Origin of the sequence: Mycobacterium shinjukuense (assembly GCF_010730055.1) — a bacterium.
Lineage (GTDB): Bacteria > Actinomycetota > Actinomycetes > Mycobacteriales > Mycobacteriaceae > Mycobacterium > Mycobacterium shinjukuense.
Map to the genome: position 1 here is coordinate 3,668,404 of NZ_AP022575.1, position 24,091 is coordinate 3,692,494.

The following is a 24,091-nucleotide window of genomic DNA, read 5'->3' on the forward strand; positions in this document are numbered from 1 at the left end:
GGAACCTTTCGACGTCGGGCGCGAGGCGTGCCCGCAGTTGTCCTCCGCCAGCCCGACCAGCTGGCACGACGTTTCGACGTTCCGCCGCCGGCCGCGCCGATGCCCGGCCAGACCGCCGGGTCGACCCGCATATCGAGGCGCTCGACCAAGCCGCCCCGATCCGGCACGGCGACGCGGAGACCGCGGCAAGGCTGCGGGCCGTCGCCACCTGGATGCGCACCATGTTTGCCATCGTGCCGCTGGCCGTCAGGGCACGGGTCGACGCCATTCCCCGCTCGGGCACGAGATTGCCTACCCCGCAAACCAATTCGCCGACCCCTATCAGGTGCCCGACGCCAACTTCGGGTGGTCGGCCGGGACGCCTGCTACTGCTGCGGCAGCTTCGTGCTCGACGACGAAGCGTTGGTCATTACGCACCGCCCGCCGTCATGTTCTGGAACCTGGTGGTGTGGAACCAGTTCATGGCCACCTACGGCGCCTCGGAAGGCCCCGACGCCGGGTGCTCCATCAACGGCCAGCGCGCCGTACGCGACGGCGACGGCTCCGTGACGATCGTGTTGTCCCGCGGAATGACGGGCCACCCGAACTCCTTGGCGGCGCTGGGCTATCCGCGTGGCAACCTCGCCTTCCGGTGGTTTCTCGCCGACGGGGTGCCGGAGGCCCGAGGTGCGGATGGTGAAGGCATCCGAGGCACCGACACGGCCGCGCTAGGTCTCGCGAACCAACTCGATGGCTCGGCCGAGGGTGGCCAGCTTGGCCTCCAGCGTGTCGCCCGCGGGATACAGCCGCACGGTGTCCACCCCCGCATCGCGCCACACCGCCAGGCGGGCGCGGACCATCTCCTCGGTCCCGATCAGCGTGGTAGCCAGCACCATCTCATCGGTGACCGCCCTGGCCGCGCCCTCCCGGTCACCGCGCAGCCAGCGTTGCCGCACCTCGGCGGCCACGTCGGTCCAGCCTTGCCGGCTATAGGCCCGGTTGTAGTAGTTGGTGCTTGCCGAGCCCATCCCGCCGAGGCTGAACGCCAGCTCCTTCTTACGCGCGGCCACCATGGCGCGCAGTTCGTCTTCGTCGGCGGCGAAGGCGACTTCGGCGCCTTGACAAATGTCGATCTCGCCGCGGGTGCGACCCGCGGCGGCCAGCCCCTCGTCGAGGTGGGCGAAATACGCCGCGGCAGCACCCTCCGGAACGAAGCTGGTGCCCAACCAGCCGTCGGCAATCCGACCGGTCAAGCGCAGCATCGCCGGTGACAGCGCCGCCAGGTAAATCGGGATCTCGTGCTCGGCTCGAGCCGACAACCGCATCGGCACCGCCTCCCCACCCGGGCGAGGGAGCTGAAACTCGTTGCCGGAGTAGGAGATCTTGCCGCCCGTGAATACCCTGCGGATGATTTCGACGGTCTCAGTCATCCGGGCCAGCGGACGAGCGAACGAGACTCCGTGCAGCCCCTCGATCACCTGCGGACCCGACGCGCCCAGGCCAAGCAGGAACCGCCCGGACGACAGGTTGGACAACGTGATCGCGGTCTGCGCGACGATGACGGGCGAGCGGGTGCCGAGCTGCAGCACGCCCGCACCCAGCAGCATCCGCTGGGTGCGGGCCGCGAGGTAGCCCAGCGCCGACGGCGCATCGGTACCCCAGGCCTCGGCGACCCAGCAGACGTCCAGGCCCAGCTTCTCGGCCTCGACAGCGAACTGGGCAACATCGCGGGCGGTTTCGGACAACTCGACCGTTGTCGCGGTCCGCATCACCGCACCCCGTGCTCGGCCAACCGCTTGATCGCCGCCAGGGTCTTGTCGATCGCGGCCTCGAACTCTCTCAGCCGGACGAACACGATCTTTTGTTCCTTGTCGGGCATGGCCTCGATCGCCGCTGACAACCCCGATCGGCCCGGTCCCATGCGCGTCCCGAACGTCAGGGTGGTGCCCCCATCTCGGCGTGTCAACCGGAACCACCATGTCGCCGAGGGATAGTCGGGATCACCTACTGCCCAAGCGAATTCACGCGATTCGTGGCAGACCACGATCTGCGACGTGGTGCTCCACTGTCCGAATGCTTCGTGGGTGTTGTACCCGACGAACCGCGCCCCGACCCGCGGTCCGGTGGCACCGTCGATCCACTCCACGGATTGCAACTCGTTGCTCAGGGTCGGCATCAGCTCGATATCGGAGACCAGGCTCCACACTCTGCCGGGATCGGCATCGATCCACGTCGAGGCTTCCACCGTCGGGGTGTCCGCATAGCGGGCGCCGGTCCATTCCACTCGCCCATTGTCCCCCGCAACGACCGGTACGTCGCCCCGGGCCCATGCGGGCGTCAGGCAGTCGACCAACTTGTCGACTGCCGATTTCGGCCGCAGCGACTCGGGTAAGCTCAGCCGGACGATCTACGCGGACGACCGGTCTGCCCTGCCGGTCGGTCGGCACCCAACAGTCACACCAATACCGGCGGCTGAGCATGACATGCCGCCGAAAAGCGGTGCCACATGTGACATCACCAAGCCGCCAATCGACATTGAAGAGGCAGACGCGGTATGAGCGTCGCCGCGTCCCCGCGTGACTCGGGTGACCACCGTGCCATTGCAGCCACTACCGCGGTTCCCGCCACATCGGCCACATCGGTGGTCCACCATCGGGCAGCGCGATCTCCCGGGTCACCGCGAAACCGAAACGTTCGTAGTAGGGCACATTTTCGGGTTTCGTCGACTCGAGGTAGGCCGGACAATGCTCGGCGTCGCAGCGGTCCAGCCGTGACCGCATCAGCGCCTGACCAAAGCCCTGGCCGCGCACCGGCGGGTCGCTGCCGATGGCGGCCAGATACCAATGCGGTTCCTCTGGATGTACCCGCATCATCACCCGCTGCACCGCGCGAGCCAGCGACATCCGAACGCCGAACACCCGAACAAACCCCAACGTCATCACCAGATCCTGCCGGCGGGTGGCCCGCCACCGGTCCGGGGCATCCCACAACGCCGCCGCGCCGATGTCCGCCCCGTCGCAGGCCACTTCAACACCGCCGCCGGCCAGATGGTGATGGCGGACAAGCGTCGCGAACAACCGAGTCAGCTGAGCGGTGCGCGCCGTGTCGTCCGGAAGCATCCATTCCATGACCGGGTCGTCGTAGAAGGCCCGGGCCATGGTACGCGACAGTTCGCGGACATCTGTCCTGCGTGCTGCGCGTGCCTGCGGGCTCACCTAGGTCAGGCTAGCGGGTAGCGCCGCCGGCCAGCCAGTAGGCAATCTCTAAGGTGTGGTGGATCGCGACGCGGGTAGTGCCCATCCGGTGACCGGGATTTCGAGACGGGCTTTCGGGCGGATGACCGTCGGGGTCGGTGCGCTCGGCGCCGGCGGGTGGTCTGGCGGATGCGCTACCCGCACCGGTCCGGCGCCGGCGTCAGGGCCGGCCAACAAGGGGGTAGGTGTGGTGTTGTCGCATGAACAGTTCCGCACCGATCAGCTGGTGGCCCAAGCCCAGGCCGCCGAACGGGCCGGCTTCCATTGCGTGTGGGCCAGTGACCATCTGCAGCCATGGCAAGACAATCAGGGCCACTCCATGTTCCCGTGGCTGACCCTGGCGTTGGTGGGCAACAGCACCAGCCGCATCTCATTCGGCACGGGTGTGACCTGCCCGCTCTACCGCTATCACCCGGTTACGGTCGCCCAGGCGTTTGCGACGCTGGCGATCCTGAGTCCCGGAAGGGTATTTCTGGGGGTGGGCACCGGCGAGCGGCTCAACGAACAGGCCGCCACCAACACTTTCGGCACCTACGCCGAGCGCCACGACCGGCTGATCGAGGCCATCGGACTGATCCGCCAGCTGTGGCATGGAGAACGAATCTCATTCGCGGGCAGGTATTTTCAGACGAACGCGGTGAGGCTTTACGATCTACCGGGTACGCCTCCGCCAATCTTCGTCGCGGCCAGTGGCCCCAAGAGCGCCGCCCTGGCCGGCCGCTACGGCGACGGCTGGATCGCCCAGGCCAACGACATCACAAACGCCAAACTGCTCGCCGCGTTCACCGCGGGCGCTCAGGCAGCCGGTCGTGATCCGGCCGGCCTGGGCAAGCGGGCCGAGCTGTTCGCCGTCGTCGGCGACCACAACGAGGCTTACCGGGCCGCCTCCTTGTGGCGATTCACCGCTGGAGCCGTCGACCAGCCCAACCCCGTCGAGATCCAGCGCACCGCCGAGTCGAACCCGATCGAGAAGGTGCTGGCCAACTGGGCGGTGGGCACCGACCCCGCCGTGCACACCAGGGCGGTGCAAGCGGTGCTGGACGCCGGTGCAACGCCTTTCCTGCACTTCCCGCAGGACGACCCGATTACCGCCATCGACTTCTACCGCAGCAATGTCCTACCCCGGCTGCGTTAGCGCAACCGGCCCAGAGCCCAAATACCGGCCAGTTGATCTGGACGTCAACGCCGCGTCCTGGATCTTGGTCCAGCTGCTGGGCATGACGATCCGCTTCGTCGTCGAACGGCCACCGATCGCCACGGAAGCATTCGCCGAAGAAATGACTCGACTCGTGCAGGGACATCCGATCGCCAACGTGTCGGTCATGCAGTGACGACGCCGTTGCCGAATCTAGGATGGCTCCGGGTGGCCGGGGGTGCCTGGTGGCAGCGGCGACATCCCGGCCGGCAACGGCGGTACCGGCGCGCAACCAGCGGGTCACAACCCAGACCTCGCGCCGCCGCGACGGACAATCCGTGCGGTCCAGCACCTCGGCCTTGTTGCAGAGGCGTTGCGCTCATCCTTGACACCGGGCCACGATCCGCTGAATGTCGACGACATGTCGGTGGTGCGTGGGACCGCGCTCTCGAACTACCCGAGCCTGGTTGCCGAGCTGGGGGGTGATCCGGCCGGCCTGCTCCGCGCCGCGGGCATCCGGGAACAGGATGTCGGCACCTATGACACGTTCATACCGTTTCGCGCGGCAATTCGGGCGGCCGAATCGGCCGCGGAGGCCACGGCCACACCGGATTTCGGACGGCGATTAGCACGGCGGCAGGGGATCGAGATCCTCGGACCGGTGGGGGTGGCTGCCCGGACGGCCGCGACCGTGGCCGATGCCTTGGCGATTTTCAACACCTTCATGGCGGCATACAGCCCGGTGATCTCCATCCAGATCACCGCGTTGGCCGACCCGAAGCGGTCCTTCATCGCCCTCGAGTTCCTGCTCGACGAGGCGACGAGCAGCCCGCAGACGCTGGAACTGGCGCTGGGCGTCTCACTCGGGGTGTTTCGCCTACTCATGGGCGACCACTACCGACCGCTGGCGGTGCACCTACCGCACGATCCGCTCACCCCGCCGGCCGACTACATCCAGTATTTCGGCTGCACGCCGTATTTCGCCGAACGTCGGGCCGGCTTCACCGTGCGCACGGCCGACCTGAGCCTGCCGTTGAACCGCGACGACATCGCCCACCGCGCCGTCGTCGACTACCTGAGCAGCATCACACCGCTGGGTGCCGGGATGGTGGAATCGGTGCGCACCATCGTCCGCCAATTGCTGCCCACCGGGGCGGCGACGCTGGATGTGGTCGCCGAGCAGTTCCACCTGCACCCGAAAACGCTGCAACGCCGGCTTGCCGAGAAAAACACCACGTTCGCCGGGCTGGTCGACCAGGTCCGCAAGGACGCCGCCGATCGCTACTTGCGGACCACCGGCATCAGCCTGTCACACTTGGCCCGCGAATTGGGTTACGCCGAGCAGAGCGTGCTCACCCGCTCCTGCAAGAGATGGTTCGGGACCGGGCCGACCGCCTACCGCAACCGGACCCGGCGGCCCGTCATCAAAGACCGAGCGCGCGCTCAAGTTCTTTCAGCGACGTTTCCAGGTGGCTGAGCACCCGCTGCAAGTGCGGGACGCCGCGTCGGCATCCGACGAGCCCGAAGTCGAGGCTGTCGGCGGTGCTGGTCAGCGTGATGTTCATCGCTTGTCCGTTGAGCACCAACGACATTGGGTAGTTGCCGACCATCCGCGCGCCGTTGAGGTAGCGGGGCTCACGCACGCCGGGCACGTTGGAGATGCAGACGTTGAACGGGGGCGGGCTGGCCTTGCCCAGACCGGGCAGGGTGTTGAGTGCGGCCGGGCTCAGCAGCGCCAGCGACAACGCCAGCGCCTGAGCCCGCGGAAGTTGTGACAGCACCTGCTTGTTGTCGCGCATCGAGGCGTGGATGGCGTCGAGGCGATCGGCCGGATCGTCGAAGTGGGTGGCCAGGTTGCACAACACCGCTCCCACCATGTTGCCGCCGACGGCGTCGCGTGCGGTGCGCAGGCTGACCGGGACCATGGCCACCAACGGTGTTTGCGGCAGTGCGTCGTAATCGTCGAGATAGGCTCGCAGCGCACCGGCGCACATCGCCAGCACCACGTCGTTGAGAGTCACCCCGGCGGCGTCTTTGACCGTCTTGACCCGATCCAGCGGCCATGACTGCGCCGCGCACCGCCGCGCTCCCCCGACCGCGACGTTGAGCATGCTGCGCGGGGCCCCGAACGGCAGCGTCAGCCGCTGCTGCAGCAGCGCGGCGCGCGCCAGCCGAATCGTCGAGGGGGCTAGGCCGGCGGCGGCTCCCAGCATGCCGCCGATGTGGTGCAGGGGGCCGCGGCGATCCTGATCGCGGGTGTTGCCCCGGGGCGCCGGTGACCAGGGGGCACGCACCCCGGTGTCGGTGGGATCGGTCGGCAGCGACTGCCGCATCAACGCGAGCCCGGACACCCCGTCGATCAGCGCGTGATGCATTTTCGCGTAGACCGCGAAACGCCCGTCCCGCAGGCCCTCGATCACATGCGTTTCCCACAGCGGCCGGTGCCGGTCAAGCAAATTGGCATGCAGCCTCGAGGTCAGCTCCAGCAGCTCGCGCACCCGTCCCGGAGCCGGCAGCGCGGACCGCCGCACGTGGTAGCCGAGGTCCACGTCGTTGTCGGCCGACCAGCCGAGGTTGGTGGGGGCACCGTAGAACGACGCGGGGCGCCTACGGAACAGCGGGCTTATCTCGGTGCACTCCAGCATCGCCCGGTGGGTCTCGCGCACGAACCCGCGTCCGGCACCCGGTGGCGGCTCGAACAGTTGCAGCGCGCCGACGTGCAGCGGGTGCTCACGCGTCTCCGCCGCCAAGAACAAGGCGTCGACCGGTGACATCAGGTCCATTGCTGTGCTCCTCATAATCTGGTGACCGTCAGCCGGTTAGCGCCGGCTCCGGTGCCGACGTGGAGTCCGACCTCGTGAAGCGCAGGTGATCGTCGTCGACCGGGCCGTCGCGCAACATCTTTCGGTCCGCCCGGTAATCCATGCAGGTCCGCCAGGGGCCGTCGATGCCCTGCTGGGGCAGCTGGCCGGCCGCTCGCTTGGCGTAACCGGAGGTGATTTCCAGCAGCGGCCGGGTCGGCATGGATGCGGGCCGCTGCGGATAGCAGATGGTGTGACCGTGCGCGTCCATGTGCGCCAGCAGCCGGCAAAAGTGCTCACCCACCAGCCCAACCTTTAGCGTCCAGGACGAGTTCGTGTAGCCGAACACGTAGGCGAAGTTCGGCACCTCGCTGAGCAGGAAGCCCTTGAATGCCACCGTTTCCGCCACGTTGACGGCCTGCCCGTCCACCGTCAGGCTGATCCCGCCGAAGGCCAGCAGGTTCAGGCCGGTGGCGGTGACGATGATGTCGGCCGCCAGCTCGCGCCCGGACCGCAGCAGGATTCCCCGCTCGGTGAAGGTGTCGATCCGGTCGGTGACCACCGAGGCCCGGCCGTCGCGGATGGCCCGGAACATGTCGGCGTCCGGCACCGCGCACAGCCGTTGGTCCCACGGGTTATAGGCGGGCCTGAAGTGCTCGTCGACCGGATACCCGGGCGGCAGCTGCTTGGCGTTGAGGTGGCGGATCAGCCTGCGGGCCGCCCGCGGGTACTGCTGGCAGAACCGCCAGATGAGCCGCTGCTTGGCGATGTTCTTGCGCCGGGTCACCGAGTAGGCCCGATCGCGGCCGATCAGCCTGGGCAGGGCGTTGGCGATGCGGTCCTCCGACGGCACCGGCACGATGTAGGTCGGCGAACGCTGCAGCATGGTCACGTGCCCGGCGGTTTCGGCGATGGCCGGCACCAGGGTGACCGCGGTGGCGCCGCTGCCGATGATCACCACCCGCTTGCCCCGGTAGTCCAGGTCCTGCGGCCAGTGCTGCGGGTGTACGATCTGCCCGGTAAAGCGTTGCCGGCCAGGCAATTCCGGCGTGTAGCCGGCGTCGTAGCGGTAGTAGCCGCTGGCGCAGAACAGCCATCGGCAACTCATCGTGATCCGGCCGACGGTGTGCTGATCGGGGTCACGGCGCTCGATTTCCACTAGCCAGTGGGCGTCCTTGGTGGACCAGGATGCTTCAATCACCTTGTGCCCAAAGCGAATCGCGTTTTCGATGCCGTTCTCGGCGACCGCCTCCCTGAGGTAGGACATGATGGCGTCGGCGGTGGCGATCGCCTTCGGGTTCTCCCACGCCTTGAACTCGTAGCTGAACGTGTGCAGATCGGAGTCCGAACGAATCCCCGGATACCGGAACAAGTCCCACGTTCCGCCGATGTCGGCGCGAGCCTCCACGATCGCGAAGGTCTTGGCCGCCTGCATTTTCTGCAGATAGTGGGCGGCGCCGATGCCCGAGATGCCGGCACCAACGATCAACACGTCGACGTGTTCGATGCTGCTGGAGTTCATGCGTGTGTCCTGTTCGGGTTTGACGGCCCCGGACTTCTTTGTCGAGGGGCGGTGGCTTGACCCACCGCTAGCCACTTTCCCGGAGAACCGACGTCCACGTCTTGACAGCGCAGGACAATTTTTTGATATTTCAGGACAGCGCGGTGACCTGCGCCGTGGCGGCAATCTCGGTGTAGCGCTACAGGTTGGCCAGGTCGTCGGGCACGTCGACGGCGTGCTCCTGTAGCGCCTCGAGGGGCACCACCTCGAGGGTCTGCGCGTGCGTGGACGCCAGCACCACCGGGGCGGCCCGGTCGTCGCGGTAGGCCCGCAGCCAATTCACCGCGGTGACGCACCAACGGTCTCCCGGCAGCAAACCGGGAAACCGATACTCGGGCATCGGTGTGCACAGGTCGTTGCCGATGGAGCGCTGGTGCTCCAAGAACTCGGCGGTCACCACGGCGCAGATCGTGTGTCGGCCCAGATCTTCGGGTCCGGTTGAGCAGCAGCCGTCACGGTAGAAGCCGGTGAGGGGGTCGGTGCCGCACGGTTCCAGCGGGCCGCCCAGCACGTTGCGGTCAGGCCGGCGATCATGCATAGGTTCAGTATCGCGCCTTCCGGCGGGAAATTCGGCGGCCATGACTGCCCGTCGCACGGGTGGCACCCAGCTTCGCGGAAATGCGTGAGTCACCCTCGCGCGTGCCGATCTCCGCCACAGGGGTAGGTTCGGCGGCGTGATAATCACGGGCGCTTTCCTGGCCGACGCGGCCGCCGCGGTCGATAACAAACTCAATGTGTCGGGTGGCGTAGTGTCCCGATTCGCGCTCGGGCCTGACCGGTTGGCCCGGTTCGTGCTGGTGGTGCTGACTCAGTCGGAGCCTGGCAACACCGACCGCCAGGTGGAGGTTGAGATGAGACCTCCGTCGGATGACGAGCCGATCCGCCTGCAGTTCGAGGCACCGGCAAGCGCGGTTGCCGAATTCCCCGGATTCGCCTTCTTCGAAATCCAGGTGCGCCTGCCCGTTGATGGCCGTTGGGTCCTCGTGGTGACCGGCGGTACCGGGGCGATCTCACTGCCGATCCTGGTGAGTCAGATGACGCCGATGATCGGCTTGTAGTTGCGCCATGGGTGGGCGCCCCGCACGCAGCCAGCGCGGCACGGCGATCCACCCGGTCCACCGGGGATGGCGTGCCCCGATCATGATCTTTACCGGCAGAGTCAGCGACGACCACGGCGGGAAGCTGCGCTAACGGGTATGGCGGTACCGTGCACCGGGAACCACCCCATTTCATCTCGACAGGAAGGCCGTCCGGTGCTGGTCGTGACCACCAATGACATTCCCGGCTGGGAGATCCCACGCGTAGTGCGGTGAAGTCGTCGGGCTCACCGTCCGATCGCGAAACGCCTGCTCAGGCGGTACCGGTCACCGACGCCGCGGTCACACCGCCTCCCAACTGGGTTACGGCGGCGCCCCACCGCCCCAACAACAGCCGCACCCTCAGCCGCAGCCCTGCGGCGCGGGCTGAGTCCCCGTTGACACGGCTCCGTTGGTGGCCGTGCAGGACCACGTGACGGCGGAAACAGCGTAGGTTCTGCGATGTGATAGTCGGGGCCTTCCTTGCCGAAGCGGCTTCGGTGGTGGATAACAAGCTCAATGTGTCGGGCGGAGTGCTGTACCGGTTTGCGGTTGAGCCCGACCGGTCAGCCCAGTTCCTGCTGGTGACCCTGACACAGGCCGAAACGGATAACCCGGACCGGCGAGTGGGAGTGGAAATCAGGCCCCCCACCGACGACGAGCCGTTGTTTTTGGAGTTCGAGCTGCCAGAAGCCGCCACCGCCGCCGAGGTCGGATTCGCCATCTTCCCGATCGACGTCATCCTGCCCTCCGATGGCCGTTGGGTGATCGTGGTGACCGGCGGCGCCGGAGCAATCTCTCTGCCGCTCATCGTGAGCGGCTGACGCTTACCCGGTGGGCCGGGACGCAGTCCGGGCCAGCCTTGGCGGTGGCAAAGGGATTTGAACCCTGTTTGGCTACCTGGGTAGACATCCCAGGGCCAAAACAGCCTCTAGCTGCGCATATACGTCGCCGTAGGTAACATCAGTTAACTGTTACCGCGCGTACATGGTGGGCAAGGTGTTGTACTGGCGGCATGTGGGCTCGGACATACCAGCAGGTCACTCGTCTGGCACTGTGCGCGTCCAGTAAGCATTCCACTTCATACGGAATAGGGTAAGCGATTCGTCGCTAAGCCGCCCAATGCGAGTGTCGTGGTTTGTGATCGCTAAGCGTTTCTCACCTGCAACCAAGTTGGGGAACGACCTCGCTTCGACACCAAAATAGTCGGCAGGCAAGTGGTAAGGGTCGGAGAGCACCACGTAACTTTCACCAAGGCCAGGCACATGTCCGAGGTAATGAGCTTCGAAGGGCTTCAGTTGCGAGGCGTTGGTTCTCAGGAGGTTTTGGCGGTGATCCGGAGCTGTAGAGAGGTTGTGGACTTTGACGAACGACAAGCGCTCAATTGTCGCTTCGCCTCGACTGTTCATTTTATCCAATGCGCAATCATGATTGACCAACATCGCAGGACCCCTGCGCAACTGCACAACAAAATCCTTTGACAGGTTCGGGTAGTAAAGTACCGGCGCGCTACTGAAAAGATCGCCTTGGCAAAGCCATGCAGATACCTCCGTGACGATCCCCCTAGCCGATGTCACCAGTCAGTGTCGTCCTCAACCGAACGGAATCTGACGCGGCGGACGGGACCCTCATCCAAGCCAAAGCAGGGAGCCTCAGAGAAAGTGTCTCCCTTCGAGCACCGGGTGCCGGCTAGGAGCGCGAGGTGCCCTTGCCAAAAGACCGTTGGTCCTGTCTTCGCGCTGGAAGCTGCGAACTTAGCAGCTTGAAGCGCCGACTCACAGGCCTTTGGATCAAGCAGGTGGCTGGGCTTCGTGTACGCCACTGTCAATCACTCCTCTTGTTGCATCAGTTATACACGCCTCGAATACGTAGTTCTTCGCGCTCCGCAGGGTACCTAGCTGAGCCGTCAAGTCCTCGTCAAACGAATCCGAGGCCGGATCAAGATCCAGCTCACGAGATACATCAATATCGACGACCAGCGCTGTAGCATCAGGTTCCGGTGCCTCGACTAATGCCGTGTTGACGGTAGCTTCTGCGTCATATGCATTGATCGGGAAGCTAATCTGAGCAAAGTACCGGTTAATCGCTTGCGGCAGATACGGTGATATATCGACCTTGGTGCGTAGATAATCGTTTATTTCCACTTGTCGTTTTGGAATAACGATCCTGTTGACGTAGCGGACTCCAACATTAGTGACCTTCTCTGGTGACGCGACTTGTTTATAGCGCAGCCATCGTGGCCGGACGTTTTCTATGAAATCCTCCCAGCTTGAATACTTGGACAATTGCGAATACGCGAAGCGATCAAGTCCGGCGATGATGCCAAAACTCTTCTTTTTAGAAAAAGTGAACCCAGCCTGTCGATCATTCGAAGCTACTATGCGGTTATCCTCAACTCGCGGAATGAACTCAAAGAATGGCTGCGGCTCTTCTAGGTCAGGATACAAACCCGATAGATCATCGATTCCAACATCATCTGAAAGCAACACACGGAGGTCTACAGTCGCTTCAACTATCGGGGCGTTTGAGTACCGCCGACCCACATCGACCATGCCGACCAGGCCGATGAACGGGTCCGGTAGCGCCCCCTGGTTGCTCATTACTGTGCAGCTTAGACGGTCGTCATACCGCAAAGCGGCATCCAGCTCCTCATGGGCGAGGCGGCCCTGGCGAGGTTGTCACAGCTCAGTGGTGGGCGGGTCGCACGCCACCTATCCGCACCCCAACCACGCTGGTAGACATGGCATGGACGCAACGGGTGCAGCATGTCATCGACGCGGAGGACGGCGGACCCGACACCGATTACCCCGACGGCAAGCCGCAGCTCGTCGGCGTGTGCAAGCCGTGTCATGTGCGTGTGAAGACACCTATGACGACCTTGGAAAGTGCAGCTCACCTGTGTTAACAGCTGGCTAGCTACGGCGGTGGCGGAGGGATTTGAACCCTCGGACGGTGTTAGCCGTCACACGCTTTCGAGGCGTGCTCCTTAGGCCGCTCGGACACGCCACCGACGAGCAGCTTACCGAACCAACCACCACTCACCCCAGTCGTTGACGGGCGAAGAAGGCCTCTAGCGGCGCGGCGCACTCCGCCGCGAGGACCCCGCCGCGCACCGCCGGGCGATGGTTGAGCCGCCGGTCGCGCACCACGTCCCACAGCGAGCCGACCGCCCCCGTCTTGGGTTCCCAGGCACCAAATACCAGCCGCGCGACCCGGGCCAGCACCAGGGCGCCCGCGCACATGGTGCACGGTTCGACGGTGACCGCCAGCGTGCTGCCCGCCAGCCGCCATCCGTCGCCACATGCGGCGGCCGCCGCTCGCAGGGCCAGGATCTCGGCGTGCGCGGTGGGATCCCCGAGCGCCTCGCGGGCGTTCACCGCCCGGGCGAGCTCGGTTCCGTCGGCCCCGATGATCACCGCACCGATCGGCACGTCACGCGGGCCGGCCGTCGCGGCGACGGCCAGTGCGGCACGGATCAGGTCTTCGTCCGCGATCACCGGCTGGGCCTGAGGGCGGCGACCCGCCGCGCCCGGCTCCGCCGCGCTTGCGATCACCGACTGGGCCTGAGGGCGGCGACCCGCCGCGCCCGGCTCCGCCGCGCTTGCGATCACCGACCGAGGCGGTCGATCACCGCCGACAGCTGGTCAGCAAAACCCATCTCCCGGGCGATCCGACCCAGTTGCTCGTCGGCGTAGAGGTCGGTCTCGTCGAGGATGACCCCCAGCACCGCTTCAGGCAGCCCGATGTCGGACAGCAAGCCCAAATCGCCTTCCTCGAACGGTTCGGCCTCCTCAAGGTCTTCCGGATCGATCTCGGCGTCCAGCTTGTCCAAAACCTCAGCAGCAATGTCATAGTCCAGCGCGGCGGTAGCGTCCGAGAGCAACAGCCGGGTGCCCGAGGGCGCTGGCCGCACGATGACGAAGAATTCGTCGTCGACGTCGAGAAGTCCAAACACGGCGCCCGCGCTGCGCAGTTCACGCAGCTCGGTCTCGGCGGCCGACAAACTGGTCAGCGCCTTGGGCCCCAGCGGCGTACAGCGCCACTTGCCGTCTTCGCGCACCACGGCGACGCCGAAACCGTCCGGCGCGTCCGCGGACGGGCCCTTCGCGGAGGCCCGTTGTGCTCCCATGGCCGCCACGGTAGTCGCTGCCCAGGTGCCTTGACCAGACAAGAGATGATCGGCAATCGACCTGAACGCGCCGCGACCCGCCCAGCTGTGCAAACCTTGGACCGTGACTAGGAGTGCGGCGCAGACACCGGTATGCGTGCTCGGTCTCGGGCTCATCGGCGGCTCGATCATGCGGGCCGCCGCGGGGGCGGGCCGTGAGGTCTTCGGCTACAACCGGTCGGTGGAGGGCGCGCACGCCGCGCGGTGCGAGGGCTTCGACGCCACAACCGACCTCGGCGAAGCCCTGACCCGGGCCGCCGACACCGAGGCGTTGATCGTGCTGGCCGTGCCGATGCCGGCATTGCCGTACATGCTCGCCCACGTCCGCGAATCGGCGCCCGACTGTCCGCTCACCGACGTCACCAGCGTCAAGTGCGCGGTGCTTGACGAGGTCGTCGCGGCCGGTCTGCGGGCACGCTTCGTCGGCGGGCACCCGATGACGGGCACCGCGCACTCCGGGTGGCGGGCCGGTCACGGCGGGTTGTTCACCAGGGCACCCTGGGTGATCAGCGTGGACGATCATGTGGATCCCACGGTGTGGTCGATGGTGATGACGTTGGCGCTGGACTGCGGAGCGGTGGTGGTGCCGGCCAGATCCGACGAACACGACGCCGCGGCGGCCGCCATCTCACATCTGCCGCACCTGCTGGCCGAGGCGCTGGCCGTCGCCGCCGCCGAGGTGCCGCTGGCTTTTGCGCTGGCCGCCGGGTCGTTTCGCGATGCCACCCGGGTCGCCGGCACCGCACCGGACCTGGTACGCGCGATGTGTGAGGCCAACACCGGCCAGCTGGTGCCGGTCACCGACCGGGTCATCGAGCTGCTCAGCCGCGCCCGCGATTCGCTGGCCCACAACGGCTCGGTAGCCGACCTGGTCGACGCGGGCAACGCCGCGCGCACCCGCTACGAAAGCTTCCCGCGCTCCGACATCGTCACCGTGGTCATCGGCGCCGAAAACTGGCGCGAGCAACTGGCCGCCGCCGGGCGGGCCGGCGGAGTGATCAGATCCGCTCTGCCAACCCTGGATAGTCCACGATGAACCCGTCGGCGTCGACGGTCACCGTCGTGTCGGCGACCGGTGAACGCAACTTGATCCCGTTGAGTCGTCCCTGGCTGGCGTAGCTCACGGTGGCCGCGGTGACCGACATCTCGGGCACGTTCACGTAGACCATCGGCAGCGTCACCGATTCCGCGTGTTTATGCAATCCCAGGCGGCGGATGGGCAGCGCGTTGAAGAACGGGCTGAACACCACGTCGACATCCAGCGCGCCGTTGTACGCCGCCCGCCGCTCACCCTGGTGGTCGGTGACCAACCACATGTTTTCCTCGTCGCGTGCGATGGCCAGCTGGCGTTCCCGCTCGGCCAGCGTCACGGTCAGCCCGAACCGCTTGGTGGCACCGGATTCGTCGGTTTGTACCTCATAGAAGGCACCAAAAGCCGGGTTGGCCGCGGTGGCCGCGGCCACGATACGGCCGTTGGCCTTGATTCGCTTGCCGGACACCTGGATTCGCACCGACTCCATGCGTGAGATGTCCTGCGCGCGCCAGGTCAACATCGCCGGCCAGACGCGCCCAGAAGGATTGCATCCAGTCGAACCAGAGGAGGCTGTGTTCACGCTTCTACCGTAGGGCGTGTCCAGCCACCACGGCGGGTTTGTCGCTCACCGCGGCGTCAATTTGCCGAACCGGCGGGCCGGTGCGCCCGCCCAGCCGCCCGGTGCCCGGCCGCGACGCCCACACCGCCAACGCGAGCAGGCCGTCCAGGATCAGCGCCAGCACGGCCACCATCAGCGCGCCGACCAGGGCGATGTGGAATCGGCGCTCGCGGATCCCGTCGATCAAGAAACGGCCCAGCCCACCCAGACTGGCGTAGGCGGCCACCGTCGCCGTGGCCACCACCTGCAACGTCGCGCTCCGCAACCCGCCGAGTATCAACGGCAGCGCATTGGGTACCTCGACGCGTGTCAGCACCTGGGACTCGGTCATCCCCAGGGCGCGGGCGGCATCCACCACCAGCGGGTCCACGTTGGCGATGCCCGCATACGTGCCGGCCAGCAGCGCAGGCACGCCCAGCAGCATCAGCGCAACGATCGGCGGTCCCATACCCAGCCCGAACGCCAGCACGCCCAGCAGCAGCACGCCCAGCGTCGGCAACGCGCGCACCCCATTCACCACACCCACCACCAGCAGCCGGCCGCGGCCGGTGTGGCCGATGACCAGGCCGGCCGGAACCGCGATGACCGCCGACAACCCCACCGCGATCGCGGTGTATTCCAGGTGTTCGCAGGTGCGCGCCGCAAGGCCCACGGGGCCGGTCCAATTGCTCGCGGTGAAAAGGTAGGACAGCGCCAGCTCGAGGAAGCTCATCGGGCGCCGCCCGTTATCGGCGCCGCGACCCGGCACCGCCAACCGCCCGCCGCCCGTTCCCACGGCGTGGCCAGCCAGCCGGCCAGGTTGATCAGCATGTCGACGACGACCGCCAGCGTGAACATCGCGATGATGCCGGCCACGATCTGGTCGCTCTTGTTCGTCTGGTATCCGGCGGTGAACCAGCTACCCAGCCCCCCGATGCCGATCACCGATCCCACCGAAACCATCGCGATATTGGTCACCGCGACCACCCGCAACCCAGCAACCAGGACCGGGATCGACAGCGGCAGCTCGACTTTGAGCATCCGGCTGATCGGTGAGTAGCCGACCGCGATGGCCGCGTCCCGCACCACGGTCGGCACCGCGTCCAGCGCTTCGAGCACGGTGCGCACCAGCAGCGCCGTTGTGTATGCCGTCAGCGCCACAATGACATTGGCCTCGTCGAGGATCCGGGTTCTCATGATCAGCGGCAACACCACAAACAGCGCCAGTGACGGGATGGTGAACACGATGCTGGCGGTGGCCGTGGTCACCCGCCGAAGCGTCGGCGCACGATGCGCCAGCAGGCCCAGCGGCACCGCGATCGCCAGCCCGTTCACCAGCGGCACCACCGACAGCCGCAGATGAACCACGGTCAGCGCCCAGGCGCTGCCGAGGTGCGTGATCAGGTAGTGCACGGCCTAACCTCCGGGCTGCTTGCCTTTGTGGAACGCGGCCAGCACGTCGGCGGCCAGCACTCCACCAACGACCCGGCCGCACCCGTCCACGGCGACACCCACCGAGGACGGCGAGGACAGCGCCGCATCCAGCGCCTGGCTGAGGTTTGCGGGCGGGCGGAACACCGAACCGACGACGGCCAGGCACTCCGACAACGTCGCGCCGTCGCGGTGGCGGCGCAAACCGTCGCCGTCGATCCAGCCCAGCGGCACATTCTCGTCGGTGACCACCAGTGCCCACCCGGTTGGAAGACGCGCGCTCCCAAGGCTGCTCACCGAGATCCGGTCGATGTCGTGCACGGGTAGCCCCGCCGAGTCGATGAGCTGCAGCCACCGATAGCCGCGGCCCAGGCCGATGAACTTCGACACAAACTCGTTGGCCGGACGCGAGAGCAGGGCGGCCGGTTGTCCGCACTGCTGCAAACGGCCACCCGGAGCGAACACCGCCACCACGTCACCCAGCTTGAACGCCTCGTCGATATCGTGCGTGACAAAGACGATGGTCTTGTGCAATTCGCTTTGCAGGCGCAGGATTTCGTTTTGCAGATCGTGGCGGACCACGGGGTCAACGGCGGAAAACGGCTCATCCATCAACAGGATCGGCGGGTCGGCCGCCAGCGCCCGCGCCACGCCGACACGCTGTTGTTCGCCGCCGGAGAGTTGCGCAGGGTAACGGGTGGCGACCGCAGGATCCAGCCCGACGCGGTCGAGCAGCTCATAGGCGGCTTGGCGAGCGGCCCGTCGTGATTGGCCTTTCAGCACCGGCACCGTGGCCACGTTGTCGATCACCCGTTGGTGCGGCATCAGCCCCGCATTCTGGATGACGTAGCCCATTCCCAGACGCAGCTTCACCGGGTTGACGCCCGCCACGTCCACGCCGTCGACGGTGACGGTGCCCGACGTCGGCTCGACCATCCGGTTGATCATCCGCAGCGCTGTCGTTTTGCCACAGCCGGACGGGCCGACGAACACCGTCAACGTGCCGTCGGGGACCTCCAGGCTCAACCCGTCCACGGCGGTGGCGCCGTCAGGGTAGACCTTGACGACGTTGTCAAAGCTGATCATCTCGGCTTCCTATGACGGGTGGTCGAAGCCGTTGTCCCGCACCCATTGCCGCGCCGCCTCGTCGGGGTCGACGCCGGAGTTACCGGACACCGCGGCATTGAGTTCGGCCAGGCCCGCGGTGGTCAGCTTGGCGGACACCGCATCCAGCACCGCTTTCAGGCGATCCGATTTCTTCTGCGAATTCACCAGCGGCACAATGTTGCCGGCCAGGAAATTGTGCTCCGGGTCTTCCAGCACCACCAGGTGGTTCTGTGGGATGGCCGGCGATGTGCTGAAGATGTTGGCGGCGGTGACCGCCCCATCCACCAGCGCCCGCACGGTCACCGCACCGCCGCCGTCGTTGATGGTCACGAAATTGCCCGGTGCGATGTCGAGCGCGTATTTGTGTCGTAGCCCGGGCAACCCGGACGGCCGGGTCTGAAACGCCGACGGCGCAGCCAACCTGACAGCCGCGGAATGCGTGGCCAGGTCGGCGATCGTTTTCAGGTTCCACATGGCCGCGGTGGCGGCGGTGACGGTGACGGTGTCGGTGTCGGAGGCCGGCGACGGTGTCAGGATCGACAGGTCGCCGGGCAGCCGTTTGTACAGCTCCAGCTCGACGTCGTCCAGCATGGTGGCCGCGGAGTCCGGCTGAAAATACAGCAGCAGGTTGCCGATGTACTCCGGCACCAGGTCGATGGAATGGTCTTTGAGCGCCGGGACATACGTCTCGCGGCTACCGATGCCCATCCGCCGCCCGACGTCGAAGCCGTTGGCCTGCAGCGCCTGCGCGTAGATCTCGGCAACGATCACCGATTCGGGGAAGTCGCCGGATCCGACCACGATGGATTTCAGGTTGCCGATCGTGCCGAGCGGATCGGAACTGCCGCAGGCGCCAGCCAGGCTCACCGTCACCAGCACCGCGGCCGCGACGGGTGTCACGCGACGCACGCGCCGCAGCATCCCCATGCCGCTGACACTATCGCCACAAGCGTCGGGGCGCGGCCGCCAGCCGATGCGCGCAAGGTTTCTCGGCGTGGGTTGGTTTCATTCCGGGCAAGCTACGACGAAGATGACACCATGACCAGCAATCCCCCTGGCTCGCCCGTTCCACCGCCCCCGGAGCCCCGACCGCATCCGACGACCAAGGATCCGACGGCCAAGTTCACCCGCGCCGGCGCGCTGTGGTCGGCGTTGACGGTCGGCTTTTTGATTCTGATCGTGTTGTTGATATTCATCGCGCAGAACACCACGTCAACGCCGTTCACGTTCTTCGGCTGGCACTGGAGTCTGCCGCTGGGCGTGGCCATTCTGCTGGCGGCGGTGGGCGGTGGGCTGCTGACCGTAGCGGTCGGCACCGCGCGGATTCTTCAACTGCGCCGCGCCGCTAAGAAAAGTCAGGCCACGGTTGTGCGGTAACGCCGGGCCGCGGCAGTCCGTGAAGCGGCGCGGGACAACGACCGGGCCGGCGCGTTACCGGCCGCTGAGCGTCAGCATGTCTGTCGAAGCGCCTACTTCGACGGATAGGACATTCGATAAATATCTTCAACCGACAACGATCTATCGTAAGGCATGATCTCGGAAATTGCCTTTAATTGCTTTAGCCAGTGCCGATGCATCTGATGGCCAGCATTAATAAATACCTTGGGAAACATGCTGGGAAGTACGCCGCGCAGCGTTTCTTCGGTGACCACCAGAGTCGAATTGGCATTTCCTGCCAATACCCAACTGTGCACTCCGCGAACGCCGAATCTCTTACCGGTCCATGCTATCGTATGCTCAGGCTCGAAATCGATAACATTGGTTGGGCTTTTCATGCCTTTGACGTAGGCAACGAAAGTGTCCCCGGGGCCCAACTGGGCGTCCTTGCTCGTGGAGAAGTCTACCTTAGGCCATCCCTTGTACCAATAGGGATACAACGCGGGTCGCGAGAGCCATGACCAAACAGTACTTGTAGGAGCGTCAATATCTATCTCATCTTTAAAATATGCTTTCACATCCGCGGGACGATTTCCTTGTGGCCAATTTTCGTAGGTATGCATTCCAAGGATCCCTAACTTTTCTAGTAGCGAATACTAAGGATGCTATGTGTCACGCCAAAGCACGTCACACGAAAATACCCATTCGTTCCAACTTGCTACTACTGGTATCTCTGCTCCGGATTGTTCATCGGTGATAGCTCCTGTCTGCGTAGAGAAGATGGCGTCCCAGATGCGATACAACATTAGTTAGCTGGAAGCAGGTTTGGCCCGCTTGCGCGGGTAATGCTACGCGATGGCGGCGGAATCGGTTAGTGGGATGATGGCAACGGTCAACTGGCTACGAGCTCGGTTTGGCAATCTCCGCTAGCCCTCGAGCGATCAGCGGCGCCACCACGTCAGGTGTGTCATACGTTTCTTCCATGCCCGCGGCCCGCTCCGACATGCGGCGGCGGAAGTCGATACCGGCGGCGATGATGGCCAGCTTGAAATAGGCCAGGGCCAAGTAGAATTCCCAGTGCCCCAGCGGCCGCCCGGAGGCCAGCGAGTACCGGTCGGCCAACTCGTCGGCCGTCGGCAGCAGCGGCGACGTCCAGGCGGCCTGCGCGTTGACGATCAGATCCAGCGCGGGGTCGCGGTACACGCACATCAGCGCCGCGTCCGACAGCGGATCCCCCAGCGTCGAGAGCTCCCAGTCCACGACCGCGCGGATCACCGTCGGGTCGTGTGCGTCCAGGATGACGTTGTCGATCCGGTAATCGCCGTGCACGATCGAGGTGCGGCTCTGCCGTGGAATGGTTTCCCGCAGCGCCGTATGCAGCCGCCCGACGTCGGCGTCGCGGTGGTCGTCCGGCAGCCGGACCAGCTCCCATTGCGAGCCCCAGCGGCGCAGCTGGCGTTCCAGGTAGCCGCTGGGTCTGCCGAATTCGGCCAGCCCGACGGCGTTCGGGTCGATGCCATGCAAGTCGACGAGAACCCGGATCAGCGCGTCCACGCAGCCGTCGATGACCGAACTGCTGCCAAGGGCTTCCAGCTGGGCGCGCCGACGCACCACTTGGCCGGCGACGAATTCGACGATCTGGAAGGGAACCCCCAGCACCGAGTCGTCCGCACACAGCGCGATCGTGCGGGCGACCGGAACCGGGGTGTGCTGCAGGGCGGCGACCACCCGGTACTCGCGGGCCATGTCGTGAGCCGACGGTGTCAGCCCGTGCAGCGGCGGCCGGCGCACCAGCCAGCTCGTCGCGTCGTCGTAGACCCGGAACGTCAGATTGGACCGGCCGCCGGAGATCAGCTCGCCGCGGAGCTCACCGTTGCGCTCGATGCCCAGTGAACTCAGGTACTTGTCCAGCGCGGCCAGGTTGAGGCCGTCGAGTCGGTCAGCCGAGGTCACCGGACCTGTTTACCACCGCTGATTCCGGGGCAACAGATCCCACACGTGCTCGGTGGAGTTGACCGAGGCCACCGTCGCCTGACCGGTCCGGGAGAACAATAGCCGGGTCACCGATGCGTAATCGATGGGAAACGACAGCAGCCGGGCGGTCCCCAGAATCTCGTGCAACACCACGTTGATCACCCCGCCGTGGCTGAACGCCGCGACCGTGTCCTCGGGTGCGGCGGCGGCGATGAGGTCGGCGACGGCCGCCCGAACCCGCGCCCGAAAGGAGTCTTCGTCGACCGCGCTGGGCAGCTGCCCCTGGGCCATCCGGGCCCACTCCTCGGGGAATTCGGCGCGAATCTGCTCGACGGGGATGTAGGCGGACAGGTCGCGGTCGTATTCGGCAAACCTGTCGTCGATTTCGACGGCCAGGTCACGCGTCGCCGCGATCGGTTGGGCGGTCTGAATGGCGCGGCGCTGCGGGCTGCTCACCACCCGGGAGATCGGGAACCTGGCCAGCGCCCCCGGCAGGCGCGCGACCTGCGCCAATCCGGCGTCCGACAGGTCGGGGTCGGAACCTTCACCGTGTTCTGTGCGCCGCGGCAGCGCATGCCGGACCAACAGCAGCTGCATGGTCCAAGCCTCGCATGTGGTTCCGCATCGCTACGGCAACCTCGGCGCACGGTCAGCGCACGGTCAGGGCGTGACGATGTTGAAACCGGGGTCCGGTTCCTCGAGCACACCCAACAGCGACCGCAGCGCCGTCTGGTCGCCGGACACCTCGAGCCCAGCCGAGCTGAAATCGCCGGCCGCCACCCCCAGCAGCCGAGACTTGGTGTCCAGCCTCACGGTAACCGTCGCGGTGGCCGGATCAGCAGGACGCTCGCGATGGACCAACACGCCATTGCGCAGCGTAAGCCGGTAGTTGGCGTCCACATCACGGAACGTGACATCGATAGCGATGTCCAGCTCCCAACTGCGTGGCCCGTTGACCCGAATGGCGAGGCCGTCGAAGATCTGCTCCGGTGTCAGCTGCGACAACAACGTCAACGACGTGGTTTGGGTTGCGGTGCCGACGTTTCCGACACGCAATTCGGCGGCCCCACTCATGAAGAAGTTGCGCCACGTCGCGTTTTCGGCGCCGTAGCCGAGCTGCTCTAGGGTGTCGGCGTATAGCGCGCGGGCACCGCCGTGGTCACTGTCGGTGAACACCGCATGGTCGAGCAGCGTGGCCGCCCACCGGAAATCACCGGAGTCGAAGGCCTGCTGAGCGAGTTGGACGACCCGGTCGATCCCACCGATAGCGTCGACGTAGCGCGGGCCGAGCGCTTCTGGGGGATGGGGCCACAGCCGGGCCGGGTTGCCGTCGAACCATCCCATGTAACGTTGATAGATCGCCTTCACGTTATGGCTGACCGAGCCGTAGTAGCCGTGGGTGTGCCAGGCCCGCTCCAATGCTGGTGGCAGCTGGAATATTTCGGCGATTTCGACGCCGGTGTAGCCCTGGTTGAGCAGCCGCAGCGTCTGGTCGTGTAGGTAGGCGTACAGATCTCGCTGCAGCGACAGGAATTCGACGATGCGCTGGTGGCCCCAGGTCGGCCAGTGGTGCGAAGCGAACACCACATCGGTGCGGTCGGCGAAGGTGTCGATCGCCTCGGTGAGATAGCCCGACCAGGCATGCGGGTCGCGCACCAGCGCGCCGCGCAGGGTCAGCAGGTTGTGCAGGTTGTGGGTGGCGTTCTCGGCCATGCACAACGCGCGGTATTTCGGGAAATAGAAGTGCATCTCGGCGGGGGCCTCGGTGCCCGGCGCCATCTGGAACTCGATCTCCACGCCGTCGATGCGGTGTGTCTGCCCGGTCGTGCGGATGTTGACGGTCGGGTTGATGACGCCCACCTCACCGGTCGACGGGGCCTGGCCGAGCCCGCAGCCCACCTGCCCCTGCGGTCCGCGGTCCAGCATCGTGCCATACATGTAGGTGGCGCGGCGTGTCATGGCCGGACCGGCGTAGACGTTCTCCTGCACGGCGTGCGCAGAGAAGCCCTCCGGTGCCAGCACCGCCACCTTGCCCGCGTCCACATCGGCTTGGGTGGTGACCCCCAGCACGCCACCGAAGTGGTCGACGTGACTGTGGGTGTAGATCACCGCGACCACCGGGCGGTCACCGCCACGGTGAGCCCGATACAGCTCCAGGGCCGCGGCGGCCACCTCGGTGGATATCAACGGGTCGATGACGATGAGTCCGGTATCGCCCTCGACGAAACTGATGTTGGAGATGTCGAATCCGCGGACCTGGTAGATGCCCGGCACCACTTCGTAGAGGCCCTGCTTGGCGGCCAGCGTCGATTGCCGCCACAGGCTGGGATGCACCGACGTCGGCGGCGGCCCGCCGAGAAACGCATAGGCATCGTTGTCCCATACCACACGGCCGTCGGCCGCCTTGATGACACACGGCGACAGCGCCGCAATGAATCCGCGGTCGGCATCGTCGAAATCCGTTGTGTCATCCCACGGTAGCGAGTGCTTGCCGTGTGCCGACGCAATGACCGCGGTGGGAGGTTTATGGTCCACCGGCACTACCTTGCCATTACCGCGGCGATCTTCGACAGAGCCCCCCAGATCCGATTCGGTGG

The 24,091-nt window shown here is 66.0% G+C and carries 26 protein-coding genes, 1 tRNA gene and 1 pseudogene; 8 read left to right on the forward strand and 20 right to left on the reverse strand.

Annotated features, from left to right (window positions below):
- Positions 1–44: 44 nt before the first annotated feature.
- Positions 45–711, forward strand: a pseudogene (locus tag G6N20_RS21425) (DUF1214 domain-containing protein); the annotation flags it as partial.
- Here G6N20_RS21425 and G6N20_RS16550 read toward each other — a convergent pair.
- The 3 genes from G6N20_RS16550 to G6N20_RS16560 all read right to left on the reverse strand — a co-directional run bounded on the left by G6N20_RS16550 (position 708) and on the right by G6N20_RS16560 (position 3,194).
- Complete coding sequence (locus G6N20_RS16550; protein WP_083046746.1) at positions 708–1,748, reverse strand: LLM class flavin-dependent oxidoreductase; 1,041 nt, start codon at positions 1,746–1,748, stop codon at positions 708–710. The pseudogene G6N20_RS21425 and the gene G6N20_RS16550 overlap by 4 nt on opposite strands.
- On the reverse strand, positions 1,748–2,263 hold the full coding sequence (locus tag G6N20_RS16555) for an SRPBCC family protein (protein WP_083046745.1): 516 nt from the start codon (positions 2,261–2,263) through the stop codon (positions 1,748–1,750). The genes G6N20_RS16550 and G6N20_RS16555 overlap by 1 nt, the downstream gene beginning before the upstream one ends.
- Positions 2,264–2,588: 325 nt before the next feature.
- Positions 2,589–3,194 (reverse strand): GNAT family N-acetyltransferase, encoded by a 606-nt coding sequence (locus G6N20_RS16560; protein ID WP_083046744.1) that lies wholly within the window; start codon positions 3,192–3,194, stop codon positions 2,589–2,591.
- Positions 3,195–3,282: 88 nt separating this feature from the next.
- Between G6N20_RS16560 and G6N20_RS16565 the strand changes: the two genes are divergently transcribed.
- From G6N20_RS16565 to G6N20_RS16575, 3 genes are all read left to right on the forward strand, one after another.
- A complete protein-coding gene (locus tag G6N20_RS16565; protein WP_083046786.1) occupies positions 3,283–4,368 on the forward strand; it encodes a F420-dependent hydroxymycolic acid dehydrogenase in 1,086 nt (361 codons plus the stop codon).
- Positions 4,346–4,564, forward strand: a complete 219-nt coding sequence (locus G6N20_RS16570; RefSeq protein ID WP_083046743.1) for a hypothetical protein — start codon at positions 4,346–4,348, stop codon at positions 4,562–4,564. The genes G6N20_RS16565 and G6N20_RS16570 overlap by 23 nt, the downstream gene beginning before the upstream one ends.
- A 225-nt stretch (positions 4,565–4,789) precedes the next feature.
- Positions 4,790–5,845, forward strand: coding sequence for an AraC family transcriptional regulator (locus G6N20_RS16575; RefSeq protein WP_083046785.1), 1,056 nt, complete (start codon positions 4,790–4,792; stop codon positions 5,843–5,845).
- Here G6N20_RS16575 and G6N20_RS16580 read toward each other — a convergent pair.
- The 3 genes from G6N20_RS16580 to G6N20_RS16590 all read right to left on the reverse strand — a co-directional run bounded on the left by G6N20_RS16580 (position 5,793) and on the right by G6N20_RS16590 (position 9,268).
- Entirely contained in the window at positions 5,793–7,142 is a 1,350-nt protein-coding gene (locus G6N20_RS16580; RefSeq protein WP_142271925.1) for a WS/DGAT/MGAT family O-acyltransferase, read from the reverse strand. The genes G6N20_RS16575 and G6N20_RS16580 overlap by 53 nt on opposite strands.
- 37 nt (positions 7,143–7,179) lie before the next feature.
- Positions 7,180–8,691, reverse strand: coding sequence for a flavin-containing monooxygenase (locus G6N20_RS16585; protein WP_083046741.1), 1,512 nt, complete (start codon positions 8,689–8,691; stop codon positions 7,180–7,182).
- 178 nt (positions 8,692–8,869) lie between these two features.
- Positions 8,870–9,268 carry a DUF2237 family protein gene (locus tag G6N20_RS16590; protein WP_083046740.1) on the reverse strand — a complete coding sequence of 133 codons (399 nt, stop codon included), beginning with the start codon at positions 9,266–9,268 and terminating at the stop codon, positions 8,870–8,872.
- Between the two features lie 136 nt (positions 9,269–9,404).
- Here G6N20_RS16590 and G6N20_RS16595 point away from each other — a divergent pair, with 136 nt between their 5' ends.
- The gene (locus G6N20_RS16595) at positions 9,405–9,788 is read left to right on the forward strand and encodes a hypothetical protein (protein ID WP_083046739.1); all 384 of its coding nucleotides are present in this window, start codon (positions 9,405–9,407) and stop codon (positions 9,786–9,788) included.
- Positions 9,789–10,270: 482 nt separating this feature from the next.
- Positions 10,271–10,630: a hypothetical protein gene (locus G6N20_RS16600; protein ID WP_083046738.1), complete on the forward strand. Its 360-nt coding sequence runs from the start codon at positions 10,271–10,273 to the stop codon at positions 10,628–10,630.
- Between the two features lie 216 nt (positions 10,631–10,846).
- Here the strand turns inward: G6N20_RS16600 and G6N20_RS16605 are convergent, their stop codons facing one another.
- The 5 genes from G6N20_RS16605 to G6N20_RS16630 all read right to left on the reverse strand — a co-directional run bounded on the left by G6N20_RS16605 (position 10,847) and on the right by G6N20_RS16630 (position 13,935).
- A complete protein-coding gene (locus G6N20_RS16605) occupies positions 10,847–11,383 on the reverse strand; it encodes a hypothetical protein (protein ID WP_142271915.1) in 537 nt (178 codons plus the stop codon).
- A 213-nt stretch (positions 11,384–11,596) separates the two neighbouring features.
- Positions 11,597–12,406: a TIGR04255 family protein gene (locus G6N20_RS16610; RefSeq protein ID WP_083046736.1), complete on the reverse strand. Its 810-nt coding sequence runs from the start codon at positions 12,404–12,406 to the stop codon at positions 11,597–11,599.
- 322 nt (positions 12,407–12,728) lie between these two features.
- Positions 12,729–12,815: transfer RNA gene (locus G6N20_RS16615), tRNA-Ser, on the reverse strand.
- A 29-nt stretch (positions 12,816–12,844) separates the two neighbouring features.
- The gene (locus tag G6N20_RS16620) at positions 12,845–13,303 is read right to left on the reverse strand and encodes a nucleoside deaminase (protein WP_083046784.1); all 459 of its coding nucleotides are present in this window, start codon (positions 13,301–13,303) and stop codon (positions 12,845–12,847) included.
- 110 nt (positions 13,304–13,413) lie between these two features.
- Positions 13,414–13,935 (reverse strand): tRNA adenosine deaminase-associated protein, encoded by a 522-nt coding sequence (locus G6N20_RS16630; RefSeq protein WP_083046735.1) that lies wholly within the window; start codon positions 13,933–13,935, stop codon positions 13,414–13,416.
- Between the two features lie 103 nt (positions 13,936–14,038).
- Between G6N20_RS16630 and G6N20_RS16635 the strand changes: the two genes are divergently transcribed.
- Positions 14,039–15,010, forward strand: a complete 972-nt coding sequence (locus G6N20_RS16635) for a prephenate dehydrogenase (RefSeq protein WP_142271914.1) — start codon at positions 14,039–14,041, stop codon at positions 15,008–15,010.
- Here G6N20_RS16635 and G6N20_RS16640 read toward each other — a convergent pair.
- The 5 genes from G6N20_RS16640 to G6N20_RS16660 all read right to left on the reverse strand — a co-directional run bounded on the left by G6N20_RS16640 (position 14,973) and on the right by G6N20_RS16660 (position 19,070).
- Entirely contained in the window at positions 14,973–15,527 is a 555-nt protein-coding gene (locus G6N20_RS16640; RefSeq protein ID WP_083046734.1) for a putative glycolipid-binding domain-containing protein, read from the reverse strand. The two genes, G6N20_RS16635 and G6N20_RS16640, sit on opposite strands and share 38 nt — an antisense overlap.
- Before the next feature lie 64 nt (positions 15,528–15,591).
- Positions 15,592–16,338 (reverse strand): ABC transporter permease, encoded by a 747-nt coding sequence (locus G6N20_RS16645; protein WP_083046781.1) that lies wholly within the window; start codon positions 16,336–16,338, stop codon positions 15,592–15,594.
- A complete protein-coding gene (locus G6N20_RS16650; RefSeq protein ID WP_083046733.1) occupies positions 16,335–17,018 on the reverse strand; it encodes an ABC transporter permease in 684 nt (227 codons plus the stop codon). The genes G6N20_RS16645 and G6N20_RS16650 overlap by 4 nt, the downstream gene beginning before the upstream one ends.
- Before the next feature lie 3 nt (positions 17,019–17,021).
- Positions 17,022–18,122 carry an ABC transporter ATP-binding protein gene (locus tag G6N20_RS16655; protein ID WP_083046732.1) on the reverse strand — a complete coding sequence of 367 codons (1,101 nt, stop codon included), beginning with the start codon at positions 18,120–18,122 and terminating at the stop codon, positions 17,022–17,024.
- 9 nt (positions 18,123–18,131) lie between these two features.
- Positions 18,132–19,070 carry an ABC transporter substrate-binding protein gene (locus G6N20_RS16660; RefSeq protein ID WP_083046731.1) on the reverse strand — a complete coding sequence of 313 codons (939 nt, stop codon included), beginning with the start codon at positions 19,068–19,070 and terminating at the stop codon, positions 18,132–18,134.
- A gap of 111 nt (positions 19,071–19,181) precedes the next feature.
- Here G6N20_RS16660 and G6N20_RS16665 point away from each other — a divergent pair, with 111 nt between their 5' ends.
- On the forward strand, positions 19,182–19,520 hold the full coding sequence (locus tag G6N20_RS16665) for a LapA family protein (protein ID WP_083046782.1): 339 nt from the start codon (positions 19,182–19,184) through the stop codon (positions 19,518–19,520).
- A 92-nt stretch (positions 19,521–19,612) separates the two neighbouring features.
- On the opposite strand, the gene G6N20_RS16670 is transcribed toward G6N20_RS16665, so the two are convergent.
- The 4 genes from G6N20_RS16670 to G6N20_RS16685 all read right to left on the reverse strand — a co-directional run bounded on the left by G6N20_RS16670 (position 19,613) and on the right by G6N20_RS16685 (position 24,035).
- Entirely contained in the window at positions 19,613–20,143 is a 531-nt protein-coding gene (locus G6N20_RS16670) for an SRPBCC family protein (RefSeq protein WP_083046730.1), read from the reverse strand.
- A 277-nt stretch (positions 20,144–20,420) separates the two neighbouring features.
- A complete protein-coding gene (locus G6N20_RS16675; protein ID WP_083046729.1) occupies positions 20,421–21,473 on the reverse strand; it encodes a phosphotransferase family protein in 1,053 nt (350 codons plus the stop codon).
- A gap of 9 nt (positions 21,474–21,482) precedes the next feature.
- The gene (locus tag G6N20_RS16680) at positions 21,483–22,091 is read right to left on the reverse strand and encodes a histidine phosphatase family protein (RefSeq protein ID WP_083046728.1); all 609 of its coding nucleotides are present in this window, start codon (positions 22,089–22,091) and stop codon (positions 21,483–21,485) included.
- A gap of 63 nt (positions 22,092–22,154) precedes the next feature.
- Entirely contained in the window at positions 22,155–24,035 is a 1,881-nt protein-coding gene (locus tag G6N20_RS16685) for an alkyl/aryl-sulfatase (RefSeq protein WP_083046780.1), read from the reverse strand.
- Between the last annotated feature and the right edge of the window lie 56 nt (positions 24,036–24,091).